The following is a 22,415-nucleotide window of genomic DNA, read 5'->3' on the forward strand; positions in this document are numbered from 1 at the left end:
ATTTGCTTTTCCTGCTTTTTATCTCTTATCTCAGAAAAACCTGAAATTTCTTGTACTTCTTAACTCTATTGTTCGTGAGTGTAGAGCTTCAACTGGGCGAAGATCCGAAAAGTTGAAGTAGTGTATGCTAATTAACTCGCTCTAATGTTTCTTTCGAAAATAGATGCTAATTCTCGGGTACTGGAACTAATTTTGATCAAAATAAAATTCAGGCTCCAGAGCTGTGCTGTTTAGGACAAAAAGGTTTTCACGAGTCGTAAAGGGCTAATCTTTAGTCACCCTGTTTGCCTCTTCCAGGCTGGTGACACCCATCACAACTTTGCGCAGTGCCGATATCCTCAGATTATTAAAGCCCTCTTCGCGGGCCTGGTCCGCAATCTGAATCGAATTGCCGCCCTCCATTATAATTCTGGAGATGCCATCGGTGATGCGAACCACTTCATACACGCCAACGCGTCCCTTGTAGCCCTTGGAGCAATGCTCGCAACCAACGGGCTGGAAAATCGCCCACTCACTTTTAGGAATTGTAACTGTAGCGAAACCTTCCGCCTCCAAGACCTCTGATGGCAATGTCACCGGTTTCTTGCACTCATTACACAGACGTCGTGCTAATCGCTGTGCAATAATTACACTGACAGAAGTGGCGATGTTAAAAGTGGGAACCCCCATGTTCATGAGGCGTGTCAAGGTTTCAGGAGCTGAGTTGGTATGTAGCGTGGAGAGCACCAAATGACCGGTTTGCGCAGCCTTGATTGCAATTTCCGCGGTTTCCAAGTCCCGAATCTCCCCCACCATAACAATATCTGGATCTTGCCTTAGGAAAGATCGCAATGCCTCGGCAAAGTTAAGCCCTACCTTGGGGTGTACATTGACCTGGTTGATGCCCTCCAGATTAATCTCGACTGGATCTTCCGCAGTGGATATATTGCGCTCTGCGGTATTTAGGATGTTAAGGCCAGTATACAGGGACACGGTCTTCCCTGAACCTGTGGGGCCGGTTACTAAAATCATTCCCTGAGGCTGGGCCAGGGCGTCCATATAGATTTGCTTTTGCTCATCTTCATAGCCGAGCGCATCAATTCCCAGTTTGGCAGAAGAGGGGTCCAGAATACGCAGAACGATTTTTTCTCCCCAAAGCGTAGGCAAACTGTTAACCCGGAAATCGATCGCCTTGGTTTTGGACAGCTTCATTTTGATACGGCCATCCTGTGGAATACGCCGCTCGGAAATATCCATTTTGGACATTACTTTCAGGCGGGCTGAGAGGCGGGGTGCGAGCTGGATAGGAGGTTTGGCTACCTCGTGGAGTACGCCATCAGTACGAAACCGGACCCGGTAGGATTTTTCATAGGGTTCGAAATGGATATCTGAAGCACCCGATCGTATTGCGTCGAGCAGTACCTTATTGACAAAACGCACAACAGGGGCCTCATCTCCGCCGGGGTCATTATCATCAACCTCGCTTTTCTCATCTCCACCAACATCCAGAGCATCCAGCTCTTCATCGTCCATACCCTCCAGGCCGGCACCCATATCACCGCTGTCGGACAGATAGTTTTCAATGGCCTTGGCCAGTTTATCCGCCTCAACCAATACCGCGTCAGTGCTTAGGCCAGTATTGAAGTTTATCTCATCCAGGCCGGCCAGGTTGGTGGGATCAGCCACGGCGATAAACAGGCGATTGCCGCGTTTGTATAGTGGTAGTGCGAAGTGCTTGCTGATTAATTTCTCATCGACAACATCCTTGGGGATCAGGTCGAAGTTATAGCCACCCAGGTCAAACAAGGGGGTACCAAAGGCCTGGGAGGCGATATTGGCCAGCTCGCGGCTCTTGACCAGCTTGGCCTCCACGGCATGCTGGGCAAAGGTCTGGTTCTCCCTGCGCGCAGCTTTTATGGCAGAAGTTGCCGTTGATTCATCGAGAACCTGATCTGCGACCAGGCGTTTGGCCAGACCGCTAAGGGAGGAAGTTGTCATTGATTACGCTGCCGCTAAAATTACCTTGGGCCAAGTATTGAGAATGGGCCAGTTTATTGCCCGCCCTGTGTAAACCCAGGCGTATAAAAAGAAGGAAGGTAAAATATAGCGAATTACCGGGCGCGAGCCAAACATCACTATGAGTATCATGCAAGGCCCTGATAAGTACATACACATACAGAAGATGACAAATTTTGTCATAACTGGGCAGCTGCTGTCAGCGTTAATGCTATAGCACTACGCACTTTCTAGTGGGAAGTGATGGGTTACTCACTGACAACTCTTAATTTTCCTTACAGCTTGCCAAACTTGGCACAGTCCTTGTATCTTGTTCCGGGACTTCCTCACGGGATTCACCATTATTTAAAAGTCTGTATGGAGACGGTTACAATGAAAAAGCAACAGGGTTTTACACTGATTGAATTGATGATCGTGGTAGCGATCATTGGTATTTTGGCGGCGGTAGCACTGCCGGCTTACCAGGATTACACAGTGCGTGCACGTGTTTCTGAAGGCCTGGGCTTAGCATCTGCTGCTAAAGCCACCATTGCTGAAAATATTGCGAATAATGGCGGCGCTCCAGCGGCTTCAGGCAACTGTGCAGGCGTGAATACAATAGCAAATGGAAGTGGTAATGTTCTAACATTGAGCTGTACCGACTCATCTGGTGCTATCGCTATAACTATGGGAGCTAAAGCTAATTCTGTTCAACTTACACTTACTCCCACTTCCGCTGCAGGTAGTAGTAGCGTAACTTGGGCTTGTGGCGGCGTAAAAGCAGAGAATCATAAATATGTTCCTTCTGAGTGTCGTAATGCTTCTTAATGTACAGTAAAGATTTACTGCTTTATTGAAAGATGGACCACTTTAGTGGTCCATTTTTATTTGAAAATCCTGCTAATAAAGAACTCTTTGCTGTTGGCTGCCTTGCACTAGCAAATAGTATTAAAAATAATAATGGCACTACTTTATAAAATATTACCTGCTCGTGATTCAGCTTCTACCTTGCATGGAACTGATTTCTGTCGTGAGAGTAAATATGGTTGGTTTTGTGTTGCCATTTGTTCATTATGGTTTTTTCTAACCATTAATCCTCTCCATCTGTTGATACTGGATCTCGGTTCGGGTTATTACAATTTTAAGAGGTTTGTGCAGGTAGCATTGATAGGGATTGCGACCCTATTGGTTTTTTTTAGAGAGTACAGGGTTGGAGTTGCCAAGACTCTCAATCTTAGAGGGTTGGTTCTGCCCTGGCTGGCTTCCTGCTTTTTTATATTTGGCTCCGCAGTCTTTTCTGATAATAAATACCATTCTATTTTAGAGGGTCTCCACTGGTTGATGTTACCCTCAGTTTTTTTTGTTGGCATTTATATTGCCAAGGCAGGTCTGACTCAAAGGCTTTTGGGTATTTATTTGCTCGTCCATGGAATGGTAGTCTTTAAAGGCCTACTTGATTTGGGGTTTGAAGTTTTTGTAAGTGAGTCTTTGCGTGCGGGAATGATATTTTCTTCTTTTGGTAATATCCGTTTTTTTAATCAGGTGCAGGTTTTTATTATTCCGCTTCTGCTGATATTTGCTTCAAGAACAAAGTTTTATAGTCTGGCGTATTTATTCTTATTTGCTAATTTTTTGTTGGCCTTTGCTAGCGGTGCCAGAGGGTTGCTGTTGTCGATTATTGTAACTGGGTTGCTGTCGTTTGTTTTTCTTAAGCCTTGGCGCCGTCAAATTCTATATGGTTTGATTGTATGTGCTTTTGCTTATATGGCGTACTTCCTGATTTTGGAGTGGCTGGGTAATGTGGGTCATATTTTCCGTACCAGTACCTCCGGACGTCTAGCTATTTGGTGGGAGTTGTTAAGCAAACTTTCAACTTTGAATATCTTTTTCGGTAATGGGGTGGGCGCTTACACATTCCGTGACTTTGTTTATTTTTTTGGGCATCCCCATAATAGCATTCTGCAGTTTTTATATGAATGGGGGGCTATTGCTACGCTTTCGGCGGTGGCTGCCATACTTTGGGTGTGTTGGACTTCTTATCAGCAGCTTAAGGGTGATGACGATAGTACAAAAAAAGATATTCAGGCCGCCTTACTTTATGCCTTGTGTGCGGCATCTTTTTATTCCCTTTTCAGTGGGGTTTTTGTGATGCCTGCACCTCAGGTGCTGTTCTTTTTGTTTATGGGGCTGCTCTTAGGAGGGGCTAATCTAGAAGGCCATAAAGTTCTGAGAGTAAATCAGTCGGTCAGCGTTGCTGTGCGATTCTTGTGCGCTATTTGCTTAATTGTGTTTGTAGATCTTGCAGGGAAATACCTTGTTCAGCAGGCGGGACAACAGGAGCAAGTCCGCGGCCCAAGATTTTGGGGGAATGGAGCGCCACTGATTTTGTCGGATTACTAAGATCTAACTTTAGTTAGTCTTATTTTATCGGCAGCATATAATCTTGGTGAATTATTCAGTTAGGTGTTGAGTGCTTGCCCAGAACATAATCATACAGACATGAATGCTCATGTATACAAGAGTGGGATTTAGTGAAAGTTTCTTGTTTTCTGGCTGGATTTATAGCTGAGACAGGTAAGCCTATAGCCAATCAGGTGAATGGTTTGGTAGTTTAAGTTGTCAGGGTCTTTGACCAATTGTAACTTCCCGCTTACCTCTAAAATATTCCCGCGCGTAACCTCTCTTTTATACCGTACCTGTTGCTGTTTGTGGATAATTATATTGGCGCTTCCTGTCTCGTCCTCTAAGGTTAAAAAAATGATACCTGTGGCACTTCCCGGTCGTTGTCGGCAGGTAACCATACCAACGATAGTGATATATTGTTCGTTTTTACAAAGGGTAAGATCTTTTGCGCGAATACAGTGTTCAAATTGCTTCTTCCGACGTAGTTGGGCAATCGGATGTTCATTTAAACTCAGCCCTGTGCTGGTATAGTCGCTATCGGTGGCATCTTTTACTATATAGTGTGTCTGGTAATTGTCCCGGTGAGTGTCTTGTACATCGCCCAGGGATAGCCAGCTATCTTGAAAACGATTTTGTGCAAAACTTTGGAAAGCATTGGCTTTTGCCAAAAAGGTGATTTGTTCATTATCCAGTTCGTAACATTGTTTAAGCTGAATTATTGAGTGCAGCCTTTGCTTTCCCCTAAGCTTGATAATAGCTTTTGCCGCGGTTTTCTTCAGGCCCTTAATCAAGCGCATCCCCAAACGAAGGGATGGGTGAATAATGTCTGGTTTATTATGAAAAAATTTCGATTGCTCTCGAGGTTCCAGGTGATGATCCCAGTAGCTGTAAAGTACATCAATAGGCAGCACCTTTACTCCATGCCTTTGCGCATCGTAAACAAGCTGTGCCGGTGCATAAAACCCCATAGGCTGGCTATTGAGCAGGCCGCAATAAAAAGCAGCTGGGTGATGAAACTTAATCCAGGCAGAAAAATAAGCCAAGAGGGCAAAGCTGGCGGAATGTGACTCGGGGAAGCCATAAGATCCGAAGCCTTTCATTTGGTTAAACAACTGTTCGGCAAAGTCAGCCCTATAGCCATTCTCCAGCATACCTTTAACCAACTTGTCTTTAAATTTATAGAGATCTCCATTTTTTCCCCAGCTGGCCATAGCGCGGCGCAATTCATCTGCCTCGCCCCCGCTGAAGCCTGCAGCAACCATGGAGAGCTGGATAACCTGTTCCTGGAAGATCGGTACGCCGAGGGTGCGCTCTAATACTGGTCGTAAGCTTTCATGGGGGTAGCTGACGGCTTCCAGACCCTGCTTACGTTTCAGGTAGGGGTGTACCATGCCACCCTGGATTGGTCCTGGGCGAACTATGGCGATTTCAATGGTGAGTTCATAGAAGCTGCAGGGTTGTAGCCTGGGTAACATACTCATTTGCGCGCGGGATTCTATTTGAAAAACCCCGACGGTATCTGCGCGGCATATCATTTCGTACACTTGCGGATCTTCAGCCGGGATATCCTGCAAACGTAGTTTGGGGCCATAGAGGGAGATATAGCTCAGGGATTTGCGCAGGGCGGTCAGCATACCCAACGCGAGCACATCTACCTTCATCAATTTTAAGTCTTCAATATCCTCTTTATCCCACTGCACCAGGGTGCGGTCTTCCATTGCAGCATTTTCAATAGGAACCAGCTGATAAAGTGGCTGCTCGGTAATAACGAAGCCTCCTACGTGTTGGGAAAGGTGTCTCGGGAATCCATATATCTGCTGCAATAGCAGAGGTAGGTTTTTACCAGTGGTGCTGTTTGGGTCTATGCCGACCTTTTGCATCTGCTTTGGGAATTCATCGAGTGAGTCCCACCAGGCACGCTCCGCAATAAGTTGTTCTATGGTGGCTGAACCTATACCAAGCGCTTTACCAATATCCCTAAGGGCACTTTTAAAACGGTAAGTAATCTTACTGGCGGCAAGACCGGCCCTGTCTCGACCATATTTTTGGTAAATATACTGGATGACTTCCTCGCGTCTTTCGTGCTCGAAGTCTACATCGATATCTGGCGGCTCATTGCGCTCACGAGAGATAAAACGTTCAAACAAAAGGCCGATTTTATGTGGGTCAATTTCAGTAATAAAAAGGCAGTAGCAAACAACTGAATTAGCGGCAGATCCTCGCCCCTGATAGAGGATATTCTTATCTCTTGCGAACTGGACAATATCGTAAATTGTGAGGAAGTAGTGCTCATACTCCAGTTCGGCGATCATGGATAGCTCTTTTTCGATCAATATATCAATACGTTCTTCCGGTCCTTTAGGCCAGCGAAATTTTCGGCCCAGCTTTACCAGTTCCCGTAAATAGCTGGCTGGAGATTTATCTTTTGGGATAACTTCAGAGGGGTATTGATAGCGGAGTTCACTGAGACAGAAGCTGCACCGCTCTACGATAGCTATAGTTCTATAGATAGCCTCTTCAGGGTAAAGCCTTTCAATATCTTCAAGACTGCGTAAGTAGCGCTCAGCATTCTGTTGGAGTTGGTATCCGAGTTCATTCAGGGTGCAGTTGTGAAAATTGGCATTGAGTACATCCTGTAAGGGCTTTCTGCTGCGACAGTGCATCAAAATGGCATTGGTGGCGACAAGGGGAATGTTCTCTTGCTTTGATAGCTGGGCAAGATCCTGTGCCAGTTTATTACTATCTGCATTTAAAAGGTTGCTGTAAGCAATATATAGCCGGCCATCAAAGTGTTGCTTGATAGGCTCGGGTATGCTGACTTTTTCAGGTTCTGGCAACCAGATTGCAATAGTCTCGCTGCAGATTTTAAGTAAGTCTTCCTGAAAAATTTTATACTGGCCTTTCTCTGCTCTTAATCGAGAAGTGGAGATAAGTTGGCAGAGTTCACTATAGGCACTTTTGTTTGGGGCAAGTAGAACGGCCTTTCCGCCATCTTGAAGGCGAAGATAACTTCCACAAATAAGTTTGAAGGGCGTTTCCCGTTTTTTTCTGTCTTTTGAATTCTCTTGGGAAAGATTGATGTTTTCAAGTTCCTTATAAGCGCGAACTATACCGGAGAGGGAGCACTCATCAGTTATTGCTAGTGCTGAATAACCTAGATTGTAAGCCTCCTGTATCAATTCCCAGGGATGTGATGCACCCTGCAAAAAAGAAAAGTTGCTTTGGCAAAAGAGTTCTGCGTACCTCATGCTGATGCTCTTTGATATTTAAAATTGAAGAATGTTCAGCTTCTTTTTTTAAAAAGGTTAAGTTTCTTTTCTGAAAATTTGTTAGATATGAATTGTCAATAATTAAGAGAATATGCCGTGTAAAAACCACTCTTCAGTTGTCAGATCCTGGAATATCCAACAAAGACTGCCGTCCTGGTCTTTAGCTATATAGTAGTCTCGTCCATGGCGGCCATGCTGCCACCAGTAGCCATCAATACGTTCAGGGCCCTGTAGCAGCTGTAATTCACTATGATGAAATAGTTTTTGATTGCGGCTGAGTAATTTGGTAGGGCGGGGAAGCAACCAGGAGGGGCGCGGTGCTTTTATTGGTGTCAATTGGTGAGTTTTTTTCTTTGAGCTGGTTTTTATTAGCAAGCTATCGGCGCTCTGCCAGGCCTGCTCGGGAAGGTAGCTCTCTTTCAGGGCAATACCGGAGATCGCTTGGTGTCCAAGACGGGCCTTGAGTTTGTCCAAAAGTTGAGAGCTGCGCTCGCCTTGGTTGCCTGCATCAAAGAAGTCCTCTCCGAACTCTTCTTCCACTAACGGCTGTAGTTGCTTGCTACTCAAGCGCAGTGTTTGTACCGGGCACTCCAGGGATACTCTTTCAAACTGCAGCTTGGTAAGCGCTATTAAGCGCTGTGGGTCTAGCAGTGGGTGTGAGACTTCCACGATGAGTTCCTTGTTTTTTCCTTGCCCATAATCCAGCTGCCAGTGTAATTGCTGGGTATAAAGCTGGCGGCGTTGTAGCTGCTGGCATAGCTCTCTAATCAGGCGGCCGGCGGGGAAGAGCAACTGTTCACTGTTATCCAGTGGATCGGGAAAAAATAATTCGCTATCGAACCGGGCGGGAGGGTTAAAGTTGGGTACGGGGTCCTGACGGCTACCATTTAAACGTGCCAAATAATCTACAAAATGACGACCAAAACGGGAGCCCACTTCGGATAGGGGAATGGCAAGCAATTGGCTTACTCGCTTAATACCACAGGCATATAGTTTGGTAATGGTTTTATTGTCGCAGTCGAGTAGCTTGCTCGGGGAAAAACTAATCCATTGTTTCCACTGTTGTGGGCTGGGGGCTACACGAGTTTCTGCCAGCCACTGGCGATGTTCTCTCAGTTGGCTTAGCATCCGTGCGGCACTGGGGCTGTGTCCGAGTCCCATAACACTGCTAATCCCCATTTGGCCCAGCTCATTCTGTAACTGATCCAGAAAGGCCCTGAGGCCACCATTCGCTTTCAGGCATCCGCTGAGCTCAAGATTCAAGCAGGCTGGGTCACTGCTTCCGTTTTCTACAGTGTTGGCAGCCTTGGGGGAGACGACTGGGGTAAAGCTGTAGCCCCACTGGGCCAGCCGTTCGAGTTGCAGTTGCTCTCTCTGTATATCCCGCTCTAACAGTTGAAGGTCTGCGCTCAGTGCGCAGGCGGTAGCGATACTGAGGCCTGGCTCAATACCGAGATCAGTGGCTGTTTTACTGCTCTGAACAACAAGTTGCTTCTCGACCACGGCGAGAACGCCTGGCTGTGTATCTCGACCCTGGGCGCGGATGAGGGCTTCAAGAGGAAGCTTGGGAAATTGGATGCAAAGCCAAAGCATGAGCTGGACCTCGGGGCGATGGTCAATGTATTGGCCTGTCACGACGAATCAAATTGGCGCCTCGGGCCAAGTGCAAAGACTGGCCGCCAGTGCCTCCCCGTTGCTTTAATAAATTCACAGCCAGTTGTTCCCCATCACTGCCTAGCTGCAGGCGCAGGCTGGCGGGAGAGGGGTTTTGGGATTCAGATATAGGGCGGAAATGAAAGTGCAGGCACTCCCCATTGCGAGCTGCCAGTTGCAGACGCCGCAGTTCCTTATCCTCTAAAGTATGATTCCCTTGCCAGCTCAATAAGGCACCACAGCTTCCGGATTGTAGAGATTGCTCCACCGCCCAGAGAGTATCCTTATGTCCCCGGGGGTGTATAAGCAATAAATTTTCCAGTTGAATGCCACTTTGAGCCAGTGCCGGAGCGTAGGGAATAAAAGGCGGACTGACCAGTATTACCATTTGTCCTGCTTGAGTCAGCTGGGCCAGAGTTGGCAGTAATAAGGTCATTTCGCCAATACCGGTTTGATTGAGCAGAAGTTCAGTAGTGGCATTGCGAGGCCAACCGTGGCCTCTGAGAACGGCATCCAGGCTTCTGAAACCAGTGGGGATACCGCTGAGAGGGCGCCGCTGCTCATTGGCTGCCTGCCAAATGTCCGTTCTCGCCAGTATCTGCTCTAGATTTCGGCGCTCAGACTGATGCTTTAACTGCTTGTTTTGAAAGAAGTTTTCTGCGCTATTCACGGATTCCGCCACTCCATTCAGGCCCTCCTACCAACCTGAAGCTGGCAAAGAGCTGTATGCTTGTACAGTATTACTGTTAATTTATACAGTAAATAATTGAGGGCAACAAGGGAGGGAGGGGTTGATCGGCACTTTTTTGCACAGCCTAAACCGGCTATGATTCCGCCTCTTTTGTTGAGTACTGATTATTCTTTTTAGGGGGACGGAGTGAGTATCAAGTCCGATAAGTGGATTCGCCGGATGGCTGAGCAGCACGGCATGATTGAGCCTTTTGAGCCGGGCCAGGTACGTCATGGCAATGATGGCGACAGACTCATCTCCTATGGCACTTCTAGTTATGGTTATGATGTGCGCTGTGCCCGTGAATTTAAGATCTTCACCAATGTGCACTCTGCTACCGTGGATCCCAAGACATTTGATGAGAACAGCTTTGTCGATGTCGAGGGCGAGTACTGTATTATTCCGCCGAATTCCTTTGCCCTGGCACGTACGGTGGAGTATTTCCGTATTCCCCGCTCGGTGCTGACTATTTGCTTGGGTAAATCCACTTACGCGCGCTGTGGGATTATCGTCAATGTCACTCCGTTGGAACCCGAGTGGGAAGGGCACGTGACCCTTGAGTTCTCAAATACTACTAATCTGCCGGCGAAGATCTATGCCAATGAAGGCGTGGCACAGATGCTGTTTTTCGAATCTGATGAGGTCTGTGATGTGTCTTATGCAGATCGAGGTGGTAAATACCAGGGGCAGCGTGGTGTAACCCTGCCCCGGACCTGATCGCCAAGGGCGATTGAGCTGCATAAGCTATCTTTCCATGTCTGAAATATCCAATAGCCAGTTGCCTGAGTGCGTCGATGTATTGATTATCGGTGCCGGGGCAGCGGGATTAATGTGTGCTGCCACAGCTGGGCAGCGTGGTCGCAGTGTGCTGGTACTGGACCATGCGAATAAGGTCGGTAAAAAAATTCTGATGTCCGGTGGTGGTCGCTGTAATTTCACCAATCTCTATACCAGCGCTGAAAATTTTTACAGTCGTAATCCCCACTTTTGTAAATCCGCCTTGGCACGTTATAGCCAGTGGGAATTTATTGCACTGGTTGAAAAATATGGGATTCCCTATCACGAGAAAACTCTCGGCCAGCTATTCTGCGATAACAAGTCCAAGGATATCGTCGACCTGCTGCTAGCTGAGTGTCGTGCAGCCAAAGCACAGATTCGCACCCGTTGTTCTGTATCCACGATAAAGGCGCAAGCCGCGGGCTATCAGGTGAAAACCAGTTTGGGCACCGTTACCTGTGAGTCCTTGGTAGTGGCTACAGGTGGTCTTTCGATTCCCACTATGGGGGCTACAGGGTTTGGCTATGAAATTGCCAGGCAGTTTGGCCTGGACTTGGTTCCCACTCGTCCAGCGTTGGTACCTTTTACCCAACACAAACGCCAGCTGGAACGGCAAAGCACTCTGCCGGGTAGTGCTCTTGAAGTCTCTGCCTCCTGTGGCGAGGGCAGTTTCCTAGAGCAAATGCTATTTACTCACCGGGGGGTGAGCGGTCCAGCAGTTTTACAGGCTTCCAGTCACTGGAGTGAAGGCAAGGAAGTTGTAATTAATCTTGCCCCTAACCATAGCCTGCCTGACTGGCTACAGCAGCGTCGCCAACAGAATCCGGAAAGCCATTTACATAGCGTATTGGCCGAGATCTGGAGTAAAAAGCTGGTGCAGTATTTCCTGCAACGAGAAAACCTCTCCAGCCGCCCCTTGAAGCAATTTGGGGACGGTGAACTTCGCGATATGGGTAGCAAGCTGCAAATCTGGAAACTGGTACCCGCGGGCACCGAGGGGTATCGCACTGCCGAAGTTACCTTGGGCGGGGTGAATACTGAACAGATTTCTTCGCGCACAATGGAATGTAAAACCCAGGCGGGGCTCTTCTTTATTGGGGAAGTGCTTGATGTGACCGGGTGGTTGGGAGGTTTTAACTTCCAATGGGCTTGGGCTTCAGGTCATGCTGCAGGGGAGGTTGTCTAATGGCGTCCGGGAACAGTAAAGAGTATACACTCCTAGCACTATAATCTTTGAATAAGTGACTGAAATTATTTAGAGGCTGTAACCCGCTGGTTTATAAAAGCTTTTATTGAATTGATGCCGCCGTCACCTATTCAAATTTACAAGTCTCTTGAAGCTTGTCGAATAGATTCCAAAGTATAGCTTCCACGCCCAATGACGTAGTGGTTCAGCTCTGTGTCCTCTGGGCTTCAACAGTCTCTAGGACCGTGTGACGGCTGTTAAGTGAGCTATATCTATCTGACTATGAACTATTTGTGGCAGTTCTCAGGGAAATGAAAACAGCGATCGGCGGAAAGTTTGGAAAAGCCCGACTATCCGATGAGCTCACCCGGACGACTAAAGGTTCCCAACTCCCTTCCTTTTCAGTGGAAATAAATACTGTTTTTTTTTGTAGGCATCACTGTTACACGCTGTGAAGTTGGTCGATTAAAATTTGGCATAAGACCAAAATTATTGCCAGGTCAGGCATAAGTTGGCAGCTATTTTTACTTATACGAGCCATTGCACTTCATGGAATTTATTTTAACCAATCACAGTTTTCTATTATTTTTAAACTCTTATGAGAGATCTCCGCACTAGCCAATTGTCACGGATGGTAAATAAAAGCTCGCCGCTGTTTGGTAAGTGGGGATAAAAATTGATTTTTATCAATTCATATCTCTGGTTGGTAAAACAATATGCATTGTAATGTTCGATGAATAAATTACTTCAGGAGCACTTTAAAAGTATTGCTATCGATATTTTTTGGTCAAATTAAAAATAAGTGACACCATCGTTTTAAGTAGGTAAAGCTTAAAGCAACCTCTAATGATCTATGAAGAATAAAACTCCAACTAAAAATTGGCCACGTGAAAATTTTAGAAATATGATTCCTGTAAGGGCTTTGTAAACTTAAGTTTAATTTTTTGTAAAAAATAACAAGCATTTAATACTTTAATGCGATGTTGATTGGTTATACCAAATTTGAAATTTAAAATTATATGAGAAAAAATGTGACATGGTCATCTATTTTGGTCGTGAAAGTTTTATTTTTGCATTGGCGGCTTTTATTTTTTTTTCACCTCTGTAATCTCTGTTTTTAAGTTGACTGCTATGTTTGCTTGAAAAAATTCTGATGTCCAAAGATGTAAAATTGTAGGTGTAAAGAGTTTCCATCACCTTGCAGATGATCGGTTAATAAATTCAATTAAATAAAGCATGAGTGCCGAGAGTTGAGATTTTAACTGTAGAGGGGATGCTATAGGTGTTGTTCATCTGAGGGTGCACAGTGAAGGGGATAGCTGAAAGATCAAGACGTTATTTGCCAGGTGGAGGTATTTGCCATGGTGGAGTTTGAAATTCGCACCGATGTTTCGTTATAAGATTTAATTCTATGAATATCTAGAAAGGTGAAGCGGTTGCTCAAAATGATAACCGTTAAGTGAGTTATGTGTGCTTTCTTTTTATAGTTAAGGGTGAAATTTCTCCACAGAAAAAAGTATATGACGGTGTTTTGTAATGAAACTGTATATTTTGAATGATAATTTCATCTGAGTTAGCTAGAGCATAGTTTCTTCATAAGGTAATAAGGTTATTATCGATTCATTGCAGGATGCTGTGAAATATTAAAGTGTTGCAATTTACCAAGCCTGAGTTGGTATATAGTAATAATGTCAATATGGCTTTAAGTGTCGGCCATATAAAATTATTTTTATAAAACGGAAGAGTGTAATGCATATTCTTATTGTGAAAACTGATAGTTTTCTCATAAAGAAGAACTAGTCGCTTGTCTGTGACTCTCGTGCAGAAAACACTCTAGTTGTGAATTGATTTAAATCAAGAGTACATTATGTAAGATTTAATTTTTTGTACTGACAGGATTCCTTTTTTGTTGATCTGGAATTTTCATTCTGGTAGGGATTCCTTTGTATTTTAAATTTCACATAGTGGTTAAAGGTATTTAATAGATTGTAAAGTTGGTTTCTATTGTTGAATAAGGATTGTTGATATGCTCGATGTTCTTGTGCCAAGTCAAACCAATAACCTGAATTTTGTTTCAGCTAATCGCATCGTAAGCCCGAGAAAACTCTGGTCCGCCTATCCTGTTAGCGTTGATGTGGCTGATTTTATTCAGCGCTCCAGGCAATCAATAACCGAGATTTTACATGGGAAAGACCCGCGATTTTTAGTAATTGTGGGGCCTTGTTCAATTCATGATATCGATGCCGCCAAGGAATATGCGAGTCGCCTCAAGTCCCTGAGTGACAATTACAGTGAAAATCTACTAATTGTTATGCGGGTTTATTTTGAAAAACCAAGGACGACAGTTGGCTGGAAAGGATTTATCAATGATCCTAAGTTAGATAGCTCCTTTGATGTGGAAGCTGGTCTAACCGCCGCCAGAAAACTATTGATCAACCTGGCGGAGCTTGAAATTCCCGTAGCAACGGAAGTATTGGACCCGGTAACACCTCAGTATCTGGGAGATTTAATAAGCTGGGCGGCCATCGGTGCCAGAACCACTGAGTCACAGACCCATCGTGAAATGGTTAGTGGGTTATCTATGCCGGTTGGATTTAAGAATAATACCGATGGAAATATTCAGGTAGCCATGAATGCCATGAGGTCTGCGTCTGGAAAACACAGTTTTCTTGGAATCGACTCAGATGGAAGAATTTCAGTGATCAACAGCCTGGGAAACCTGAATACTCATATTGTTTTAAGAGGTGGGGAGAATCCCAACTACGAGAAACGAGCAGTCGAAGAGGTAGCTCGCACTCTATCCGAAGCAAGGCTGCCCAGTAATTTGGTAATTGACTGCAGCCATGCAAATTCCAATTACGATTTCAGGCAGCAGAGGGTGGTTGTCGATAACCTTATTCAACAACTAAAACACAGTAATAGCTCAATTGTCGGATTAATGTTGGAAAGTAACCTTAATGAAGGTAAGCAAGCCATTCATTTACCAAAGGATATAATGAAATACGGTGTTTCAGTCACCGACGGCTGTATTGGTTGGGATGAGACAATAGATATCATTTCCCAGGTTAATGACGTTTTTATCCAGCGCCAGTAAAAAATATTTCCATTTATCTCAAGTTGAACTCTAGCCGGTATTTGGAGCTAACCTGTTGGGCTGATATCCATTTGGCCTTAAAGTTTGGATGTTCTATACGAGGTTGGTTCGGTTGAAGTTAAATGAATGCCAGGACAGGAATATTTCGATATAGATTAAATATTCTATTCAAAATATATCGGGCCAAATAGAATTTAAGGATATTTTATGAGCGAATATGATCATGCTGATTTCAATGGTGTGTATGAAGGCAAATCATTAATCGGGAGTGCAGAAATAACGAGCGTTCCCTGGGAAATCGGAGTACCGCAACCCGCGGTTTGCGAAATTCTTGATAGAGCTCATCCCGGTCGCCTGTTGGATATCGGCTGTGGTCTTGGTCGAAACGCAAAAGCAGCTGCTGATCGAGGTTATCAAGTGATAGCAATAGATACTTCTTCTACAGCGATTGAGAAATGCCGGGAAGTATATCCTGATTCCGGCATATCGTTTGAGGTACGTGATGCTTGCAATACGGGTTTGCAGTCGGGGTTCAACTTCATTTTGGATTCGGCAGTTTATCATGCGATACCTGCAGATAAGCGCATCGCCTATTTAGAGGAAATGCGCCGACTGGCCACAAAAGAAACGGTTTTTCATTTGATTACTTTCGCACCCTCGAGACTAGGAATGCCCAAGCCCCTGGCTAACGAACTATCTGAGATTGCAGCTAGTGTTGAGGCCAGTGGCTGGAGCATAAAGTGTGTGGACAGAGTTGAATACAAAGGGAATGCTGCCGCTATTGAAGACTTCCAGAGAAAGAAAGGGTTAAGGATTGAAAAGGATAGTCATGGCAGGACAAGACTACCCGCATGGCATTTAACCCTTCAAGCTTCCGTATAGAAATTCACCAACAAGGAAAAAGAAGAGTGAAATATAAGCACATTTCTTTTGTTGGGCTATGCCTTGGTTTTTTTATTGTCATGATGGATATGACCACTGTGCCATTGATGTACACAACTCTGATGGATGAATTCACGGTCAGTCCAGCCAGGGTTGCCTGGGTCAATAATATTTATCTTATCACTTATGCTGCATCTATTCTTTTGGGGGGGCGGCTCGGAGATTCGGCAGATAGAAAAATTGTATTAATAGGTGCACTTCTGGTTTTGGGTTTGGGGGCTGCGATTAGTGGGGCAGGACAAACCTTTGTAGAGGTTATTGTTGGGCGTGCATTGATGGGAATTGGCGCTGGCTTTTTGACATCTCAAAGCATGGCCTACATTTCTATCCTCTTTGCTAAAGGGGGACGGGGGACAGCGTTAGGGATTTGGGGTGCAGTTGCAGGAATTGCAACTGCTACCGGCCCGGTGATTACACAATTACTATTAACGACTGCGGATTGGCGTTGGGTAATGTGGATTAATATTCCTTTTGTACTGGCCGCTTTAGTTATCGCCCTGCGGTGTTTGCCCGGTGATCCCGGTAGTGGTATCCGACTATCGGAAACCTTTGCCAGTGCAGTTTATGGGCTCTGTTTGGCTGGTGTAATTATAGGTATTCACTATATCAGTGTCGCGGGGATATTACGGGGAGTAGGTATAGCTTTGATATTAATCGGAGCTGCAGTCATTGCTATTTTGATTCGCAAAGAAGTGAAGAATAAAAGTGCTTACATTTTATCCCCTGAGTTGTGGTTTGACGGTACTTTTTTCAGGATCTGTTTTATTTCGGGATTACTGGGATTAGGGGTCGCTAGCTTCTATTTACCATTAGCTTTCCTCCTGGATGTATGCATGAACTTTGGTCCAGTGGCTATCAGTGTACTAATGATGACAATCGCCCTGTCCAACGCCGTGGTGGGCCCCTACGCTGGCCATCTATCCGATCGTATAAAACCTGAAGGAATAGTTAGAAGTGGTTTGATGTTATTTGCTCTTGCCAATGGGTTACTGGGTTTTATTGGTGTTCTTATGCCGGGAGGAACAGTCACTTTTATAGCGCTTTTCCTGGTCATGATGATCGGAGGGGCGGGTACCGGCCTGGCCTTTGCACCGCTCGCCAACTTGGCACTTAGCAGGGTTAGCTTTGAGGCTCTGGGGCGGGCCGCAGCATTTTTTAACTCTATACGTCAGGCGTTGAGTGCTATGGGGGCAGTTATAGTGGCAATTCTTTTTGACTGGATTGTACGGCTGAAATTAGGAATTGATCTCGAGATAACTGCTACCAATCTCCGGGAGTCTCCGGGTATCACGGGATTAGCAACGTTGGTGTGCTTCCTATTGATTGCTCTGGGCTTATCAGTTGCGGCCTATCTGTCTCGAGACAGTAGGCAGGATTCAGTACAGGGGGAGGTTTTAAATACATGAATATTTGGGTGCTAAGTGGATGTTCAAGTGGGCTGGGTCGTTGCTGGACAGATTCGATCATTAGGGATCGTGGTGAACCGGTTATTGGTATTACTCGCTCTGATAATGCTGCTAGAGCAATGTTGGAGGAATACAAAGATCTCTTTGTGCCGTGTATTGCAGATGTCAGAGATTCATTCACACTAAGCGAAAAATTACATCAAGCGGTTAAGGAAGTTGGAAAACCAACGCGGGTAGTCACTGCTGCCGGTTTCGCACAATTTGGAACACTGGAGGACTTATCCAGCGAGCAAATCAGGGAGCAGTTTAAAACGAATGTTGAGGGTACGCTTAATGTAATTCGGCCACTAATACCAATGATGCGTGAGGGCGAAGCGTCACGAATATTACTGGTTTCGAGTATGAGTGGTGTGGCCTGTTGGCCTCTTTTAGGTGCATATCAAATTAGTAAATATGCTATTGAAGCTATAGCCGATACCTTGCGTCTTGAACTACAGGATTTTGGAATTCAAGTGGGTTGTATTGAACCCGGCCCCCATAAAACCGGGTGGGCGACGACTTACGCCCGCCGCCAGGAAACCCGGTCCGAATATAATAAACAAGATCTTGTCAGTCGATCCTCATGTGGCTACACCATTAATGATCCGGCAGCGAGTCTGCCCTTCTTTTGGAAAATGTTTGATTCGTCAGTGATGCCTAAACGTATGGCGACATCGCCTGAGTTTGTTGATTTTGCCATAAAAGAGGCACAGGAAAAAATTAAAGATTGGAGATCCGCGCATGTCGATTAAATTGAATGCTTCACCACTGTCAAGTACTGACAACGATATTGAAATTGAGAGAGTAGTTAGTACTTTTTCTGAGGGGGATCGGGAAGAGCTGTCGAGTGGTTTGATAGAAGTGCTTGGTTCCTCTGACATCGTAAAAATCCTGGATGAAAACAGAGATTCTGGCCCGGGGTCATTACGTGAAGTTCTTCGTGTTTGCCGAATTCTCGGGAAGACCGATGCATCTCTAGCATGGATTGCCGGTGTATCCAATTCAGCGTGGACTATGCGTGGTTGTTTTCATTCGCTAGAGGCACAGCCCTACTCCATGGAGCGGAATAAAATTCTGGCCATGGTACTTGGGCGACCAGGGTTGCTGAAAAAAAATCCCACATCGAATCAATGGCTTCTAAATGGTGAATGGCGATACGCATCAGGATCGACCTATGCCAGTTATTTTTTCTGTCTGGCGACCGTTGAAGGTGCGGATACCCAAGATATTCAAGTGGTCGCTGTTCCCGCAGAGCAGCTGGATGTAGCTGCAAGTTGGAACTCAGCTGGCTTGCGAGGTACGCAAAGTCTCACAGTGCGGGCTAGGGATATTGAGATCCCCAATAGTAATGTGGAGAACTATTCTCATATTCTCTCCGGTGAGAATCGTAGGTTAAATGCATTAGCTGGCAGGGAAGAACATGCATCCTACGCAGGTCTTTTCACTGGTGTACTGATGAATTGCCTGGTGGGTTCTATGCTCGGCGCGACAGAAGCAGGTTTGGAGTATGTTGCAGCCGCTGCCGGAAAACACCCTGTTCTTGGTAGTACCTATACATCAATGAGCGATTCGGGGGCTATCAGGTCTGAAATAGGGCGACTTTGGAGCAGTTTTGATATCTACCAGCGGGCAGCGGAATTTAATGCTGACACCATTGACCATGCTGCGCGAAAGCCAGAAATAACATTAACGACTGAAGATCGGGTTGCTATTCGTGGACGTGCGACACAGATCATGCGTGGTTGTTTGTCGATTGTTCAAGACCTGCTTTGGATATATGGAGCTTCGGGACTGGATAAAGGCAGCCCTTTGGAACGAATCTGGAGGGACGTTAATGTGGGAGCCCGCCATGGTGGATTTTCCAAATTTGTACCAGAAGAAGCCATTGGTCTATCAAGAGTTGAGCGTGATCCTAAAGAGCTTACGCGAATGTTTTAACCCGTTTATTCATTAACTTTAGTTAAAAATCCGTCCTACGAATATCGCGTATTTAAGTGGGTACTTGGGAATACTGTTTAGGTCAGAGGTCGTCCTGTTCTGTAGAGCCTAGCCGTGACAGTACAACTGTTTAAGCAGAAGAAAGAGTATGGAAGCGTATAGAGAAACGGTGATGAAGCTGGGTTTTGGGCTACAACCTGTAGTTGAGGCATTAAATAAAGCCCTGGAGGAGAATCCGGAGGCTCCTGCTGTAATACATAACGATAAGGTGAGATCATATCGCCAACTCTGTGAGTCCGCACAAAATATTGCTACCCAATTAACAGAAATGGCTATCTTACCGGGTGAGCGCCTGGCTTTGGATATACCTCGATCCATAGCGCTATATGAGTTGATGCTTGGCTGTTTGATCGCGGGCGTATCCTTTATGTCATTACCCCGGGGCTTCGATAAATCCGAACAGATTCAGGAAGCTAAAAGAGCAAATTGTGTGGGTATCCTGACAGATACTGAATTACCACTTAATGGTGGCCTTTCATTAAGAGGAATTGGGACCTTCTGGAAGTTACCCGAATCAAACCGGGGTCTGGTAAGAAGTGATATCGCCGGTGATGAAGTCTATTGCGTGAGAACCTCTGGTACAACAGGTGAACCCAAAATTGTACCTATTATGCGTGGCCAGCTCTCCTCCTTTTTGGAAAATTCCCAAAAAGCATTGAAAATTGACCTGTATGCTAAATGGTTGTGGACTCACGATCTCTCTTTTGACTACGCGATATGGGAAACCTTTGGATGCTTGGTGCATTGCGGGTGTCTGGTAGTTCTGGATGAAAATAAAAAGCGTGACGCCAGATCTACACAAAGGTTGATGGCTAAAGCGGGAATAAATGTATTGTCGGTGACGCCCTCTGAATTCCGCTACCTGTTCTCCAGTGAAGCAGGATCTGTAAATTGGGAGGACTACCCTTTAACGGAAATCCTATTTGCAGGAGAGAAGCTCTCAACCAGTACTTTTTCATCCTTCTTTAACCAGTTAGACAAAGCGAAGGTGAGGCTAATTAACGCCTACGGACCTTCGGAGACAACGGTGTTTTGCGCAACTCATGTTGTCACCAAAGGTGACCTGGCTCTGGAGTCGATACCTATCGGCAAGCCTTTTCCCGGCATTAAATTTGAATTGCTGAATTCTAATGATCTGGAAGCCGAAAATTTGGAGCTCAATGGAGCTGACGTTCAGGATTTGGAATTCGGCGAGCTTAAAATTTGTGGTGCACAAGTATTTGCGGGCTATGAAGGTGGAGAGCCTCTAACCGATGGATATCAATCTGGGGATATATGCCGGCTCGACGAACAGGGCAGATTTGTTTTTATCGGCCGATCCAGTGGTTACCAAAAAATTAACGGTTTTCGTGTAGAGCCATACGAAATTGAGGAGTATTTACAGTCCCATGAGAAAGTAGATGAGGCTGTGGTTTGGGTCGAGAATACCAGCAATCAAGGAGATCTGTTATTGGCCTGTGTTAGGGGATGCAGAGATGTTGAACTATCAACGCGGGAGCTACGACTGGCCTGCTCAAAGCTACCGCCTTACTTAAGGCCCAGTCGATATAGATTGTTTGATGATAAACAATGGCCGATTAACGAAAGAGGAAAAACCGACAGAATGTCGTTAAGGAGGAGTATGTATGAACAGGAAGAGTACTGATCAAAAAGCGCTAATTCGCGAGGTAGAGCAGCTCCTAAATGAAACGGACGTTCGGCCAACTGATAATTTTATTGAACTGGGTGGGAACTCATTCCTGGCACTTCAGCTCGCGATCAATTTGAAGGACAGGGACAATATTGAGGTTGATGTGGCTCGGCTGTTAGGTAATACCCTGGAATGCGTTTTGATAACGACTGATGTAGAACGTGACAAAACTCAATCTATTCAAACGATCTGTGGAGAAACTACTGTGGAGGTCGTGGAATGAGAATGATTGGACTTGGCCATGTCCTGGCTAAACCTCATCGATTGGAGGATTTGGACCATCCTAATGAAATGCATCTGAGGGCAATTCGACACGCCGGATATGACAAATATTGGGTGCACAATGGCAGTGTCCGAGAGTTCGGCGCTCAGGCTGTCGTCAAAGCTTTAGATGAGTCAGGATATAGCGTCGATGATATTGGTTTTATAGTTGGTGGCCAATCCAATGTACCAGATTTCATTGGTATCGACTTCGCATGCCAGATTGGTGCTGAGTTGGGAGGCCTACAAGTAAAAACCCTAAACCTGGTGGAAGGCTGTGGCTCCAGTATCAGTGCCTGGATTAGTGCTAGCGCCCTGATAGACAGTTTGGAAGTGGGGCAAGTGGGTGTGATTGTGCATGCCCAACGCGTTAGTGAGCCTCACCTTGACCGGTTCGGATTAATGAATGCGATTCTCACAGATGGTGCTGTGGCTGCCATTGTGAGCAAATCTGATTCGCCGACGAAAGGGTGTAGTTTTTACTATAGGGGAGGTCGTGATATCTCTGAAACCCGCTTCGTGGATATGATGCGAATCGAGCGGGGTGGAGGTCTAAATCCGGTACTACTGCCCAATCATGACAGTCGCGAGGACCAACTCGGTCGTGAAAGGGTAATGGATCTCTATCGTTTTTCCGGTAGTGATCTCGAAGGTTTTCTGAAACTACGTGCTGACAATACTCTTCAAATGATTGAATCCTGTATGGCTGAAGCGGGGTGGAGTTTAAAATCTGAATTTACCCTCTTACATACATTAGAAGGTCGGCAAAGTATGGAGAGTCTGGCATCAAGGCTAGGGATACCATTGGATAAAACCAACGCAGATCTAGTGGCGGAAATCGGCCATATGGGCAGCGCTGAGCAATTAATTTCTCTCGATATCAAGCGGAAGCAGGGAAAGATCCACCCAGGTGATCGGATTGTGCTGAGCGCAATTTCAAGTGGCATGAAGTGGGGATGTTTTTTACTGGAATGTGAAAACCCCAATAAATAA

At 45.6% G+C, this 22,415-nt stretch carries 16 protein-coding genes; 12 read left to right on the forward strand and 4 right to left on the reverse strand.

All coding sequences use genetic code 11. The features are described 5' to 3' along the window. Nucleotides 1-264 precede the first annotated feature (264 nt). The gene (gene pilB / locus ABWV76_RS12015; protein WP_353376041.1) at nucleotides 265-1,977 is read right to left on the reverse strand and encodes a type IV-A pilus assembly ATPase PilB; all 1,713 of its coding nucleotides are present in this window, start codon (nucleotides 1,975-1,977) and stop codon (nucleotides 265-267) included. Nucleotides 1,978-2,367: 390 nt separating this feature from the next. Here pilB and ABWV76_RS12020 point away from each other — a divergent pair, with 390 nt between their 5' ends. Then, the gene (locus ABWV76_RS12020; protein WP_353376042.1) at nucleotides 2,368-2,802 is read left to right on the forward strand and encodes a pilin; all 435 of its coding nucleotides are present in this window, start codon (nucleotides 2,368-2,370) and stop codon (nucleotides 2,800-2,802) included. A gap of 132 nt (nucleotides 2,803-2,934) precedes the next feature. Then, nucleotides 2,935-4,374, forward strand: coding sequence for an O-antigen ligase family protein (locus ABWV76_RS12025; protein ID WP_353376043.1), 1,440 nt, complete (start codon nucleotides 2,935-2,937; stop codon nucleotides 4,372-4,374). A 128-nt stretch (nucleotides 4,375-4,502) separates the two neighbouring features. Here the strand turns inward: ABWV76_RS12025 and ABWV76_RS12030 are convergent, their stop codons facing one another. The 3 genes from ABWV76_RS12030 to imuA form a co-directional block, all read right to left on the reverse strand. Then, the gene (locus ABWV76_RS12030; protein ID WP_353376044.1) at nucleotides 4,503-7,625 is read right to left on the reverse strand and encodes an error-prone DNA polymerase; all 3,123 of its coding nucleotides are present in this window, start codon (nucleotides 7,623-7,625) and stop codon (nucleotides 4,503-4,505) included. A gap of 102 nt (nucleotides 7,626-7,727) precedes the next feature. Next, nucleotides 7,728-9,239 carry a Y-family DNA polymerase gene (locus ABWV76_RS12035; RefSeq protein WP_353376045.1) on the reverse strand — a complete coding sequence of 504 codons (1,512 nt, stop codon included), beginning with the start codon at nucleotides 9,237-9,239 and terminating at the stop codon, nucleotides 7,728-7,730. A 22-nt stretch (nucleotides 9,240-9,261) separates the two neighbouring features. Then, a complete protein-coding gene (gene imuA, locus ABWV76_RS12040; protein WP_353376046.1) occupies nucleotides 9,262-9,981 on the reverse strand; it encodes a translesion DNA synthesis-associated protein ImuA in 720 nt (239 codons plus the stop codon). A 195-nt stretch (nucleotides 9,982-10,176) separates the two neighbouring features. Here imuA and dcd point away from each other — a divergent pair, with 195 nt between their 5' ends. The 10 genes from dcd (at nucleotide 10,177) to ABWV76_RS12090 (ending at nucleotide 22,415) form a co-directional block, all read left to right on the forward strand. Beyond that, the gene (gene dcd / locus ABWV76_RS12045; protein WP_020412646.1) at nucleotides 10,177-10,746 is read left to right on the forward strand and encodes a dCTP deaminase; all 570 of its coding nucleotides are present in this window, start codon (nucleotides 10,177-10,179) and stop codon (nucleotides 10,744-10,746) included. A gap of 37 nt (nucleotides 10,747-10,783) precedes the next feature. Beyond that, entirely contained in the window at nucleotides 10,784-11,992 is a 1,209-nt protein-coding gene (locus ABWV76_RS12050) for a BaiN/RdsA family NAD(P)/FAD-dependent oxidoreductase (RefSeq protein WP_020412647.1), read from the forward strand. A gap of 2,026 nt (nucleotides 11,993-14,018) precedes the next feature. Further along, entirely contained in the window at nucleotides 14,019-15,086 is a 1,068-nt protein-coding gene (locus tag ABWV76_RS12055; protein ID WP_353376047.1) for a 3-deoxy-7-phosphoheptulonate synthase, read from the forward strand. Between the two features lie 207 nt (nucleotides 15,087-15,293). Next, nucleotides 15,294-15,968: a class I SAM-dependent methyltransferase gene (locus ABWV76_RS12060; protein ID WP_020412649.1), complete on the forward strand. Its 675-nt coding sequence runs from the start codon at nucleotides 15,294-15,296 to the stop codon at nucleotides 15,966-15,968. Between the two features lie 26 nt (nucleotides 15,969-15,994). Continuing rightward, nucleotides 15,995-17,434: an MFS transporter gene (locus tag ABWV76_RS12065; protein ID WP_353376048.1), complete on the forward strand. Its 1,440-nt coding sequence runs from the start codon at nucleotides 15,995-15,997 to the stop codon at nucleotides 17,432-17,434. After that, entirely contained in the window at nucleotides 17,431-18,225 is a 795-nt protein-coding gene (locus tag ABWV76_RS12070) for an SDR family NAD(P)-dependent oxidoreductase (RefSeq protein ID WP_353376049.1), read from the forward strand. The genes ABWV76_RS12065 and ABWV76_RS12070 overlap by 4 nt, the downstream gene beginning before the upstream one ends. Beyond that, nucleotides 18,215-19,411, forward strand: a complete 1,197-nt coding sequence (locus ABWV76_RS12075) for an acyl-CoA dehydrogenase family protein (RefSeq protein WP_353376050.1) — start codon at nucleotides 18,215-18,217, stop codon at nucleotides 19,409-19,411. Before ABWV76_RS12070 ends, ABWV76_RS12075 begins: the two co-directional genes overlap by 11 nt. 148 nt (nucleotides 19,412-19,559) lie before the next feature. Beyond that, nucleotides 19,560-21,116, forward strand: a complete 1,557-nt coding sequence (locus ABWV76_RS12080) for an AMP-binding protein (protein WP_353376051.1) — start codon at nucleotides 19,560-19,562, stop codon at nucleotides 21,114-21,116. Beyond that, a complete protein-coding gene (locus ABWV76_RS12085) occupies nucleotides 21,097-21,384 on the forward strand; it encodes a phosphopantetheine-binding protein (protein ID WP_353376052.1) in 288 nt (95 codons plus the stop codon). Before ABWV76_RS12080 ends, ABWV76_RS12085 begins: the two co-directional genes overlap by 20 nt. Beyond that, nucleotides 21,381-22,415 carry a 3-oxoacyl-[acyl-carrier-protein] synthase III C-terminal domain-containing protein gene (locus ABWV76_RS12090; protein ID WP_353376053.1) on the forward strand — a complete coding sequence of 345 codons (1,035 nt, stop codon included), beginning with the start codon at nucleotides 21,381-21,383 and terminating at the stop codon, nucleotides 22,413-22,415. The genes ABWV76_RS12085 and ABWV76_RS12090 overlap by 4 nt, the downstream gene beginning before the upstream one ends.

This window comes from Microbulbifer sp. NBRC 101763, from assembly GCF_040371615.1.
Taxonomy (GTDB): domain Bacteria; phylum Pseudomonadota; class Gammaproteobacteria; order Pseudomonadales; family Cellvibrionaceae; genus Microbulbifer; species Microbulbifer variabilis.

Coding starts and splice junctions, on each gene's coding strand:
- pilB (WP_353376041.1), bottom strand. CDS start 1,977: ATGACAACTTCCTCCCTTAGCGGTCTGGCCAAACGCCTGGTCGCAGAT.
- ABWV76_RS12020 (WP_353376042.1), top strand. CDS start 2,368: ATGAAAAAGCAACAGGGTTTTACACTGATTGAATTGATGATCGTGGTA.
- ABWV76_RS12025 (WP_353376043.1), top strand. CDS start 2,935: ATGGCACTACTTTATAAAATATTACCTGCTCGTGATTCAGCTTCTACC.
- ABWV76_RS12030 (WP_353376044.1), bottom strand. CDS start 7,625: ATGAGGTACGCAGAACTCTTTTGCCAAAGCAACTTTTCTTTTTTGCAG.
- ABWV76_RS12035 (WP_353376045.1), bottom strand. CDS start 9,239: ATGCTTTGGCTTTGCATCCAATTTCCCAAGCTTCCTCTTGAAGCCCTC.
- ABWV76_RS12050 (WP_020412647.1), top strand. CDS start 10,784: ATGTCTGAAATATCCAATAGCCAGTTGCCTGAGTGCGTCGATGTATTG.
- ABWV76_RS12055 (WP_353376047.1), top strand. CDS start 14,019: ATGCTCGATGTTCTTGTGCCAAGTCAAACCAATAACCTGAATTTTGTT.
- ABWV76_RS12060 (WP_020412649.1), top strand. CDS start 15,294: ATGAGCGAATATGATCATGCTGATTTCAATGGTGTGTATGAAGGCAAA.
- ABWV76_RS12070 (WP_353376049.1), top strand. CDS start 17,431: ATGAATATTTGGGTGCTAAGTGGATGTTCAAGTGGGCTGGGTCGTTGC.
- ABWV76_RS12075 (WP_353376050.1), top strand. CDS start 18,215: ATGTCGATTAAATTGAATGCTTCACCACTGTCAAGTACTGACAACGAT.
- ABWV76_RS12080 (WP_353376051.1), top strand. CDS start 19,560: ATGGAAGCGTATAGAGAAACGGTGATGAAGCTGGGTTTTGGGCTACAA.
- ABWV76_RS12085 (WP_353376052.1), top strand. CDS start 21,097: ATGAACAGGAAGAGTACTGATCAAAAAGCGCTAATTCGCGAGGTAGAG.
- ABWV76_RS12090 (WP_353376053.1), top strand. CDS start 21,381: ATGAGAATGATTGGACTTGGCCATGTCCTGGCTAAACCTCATCGATTG.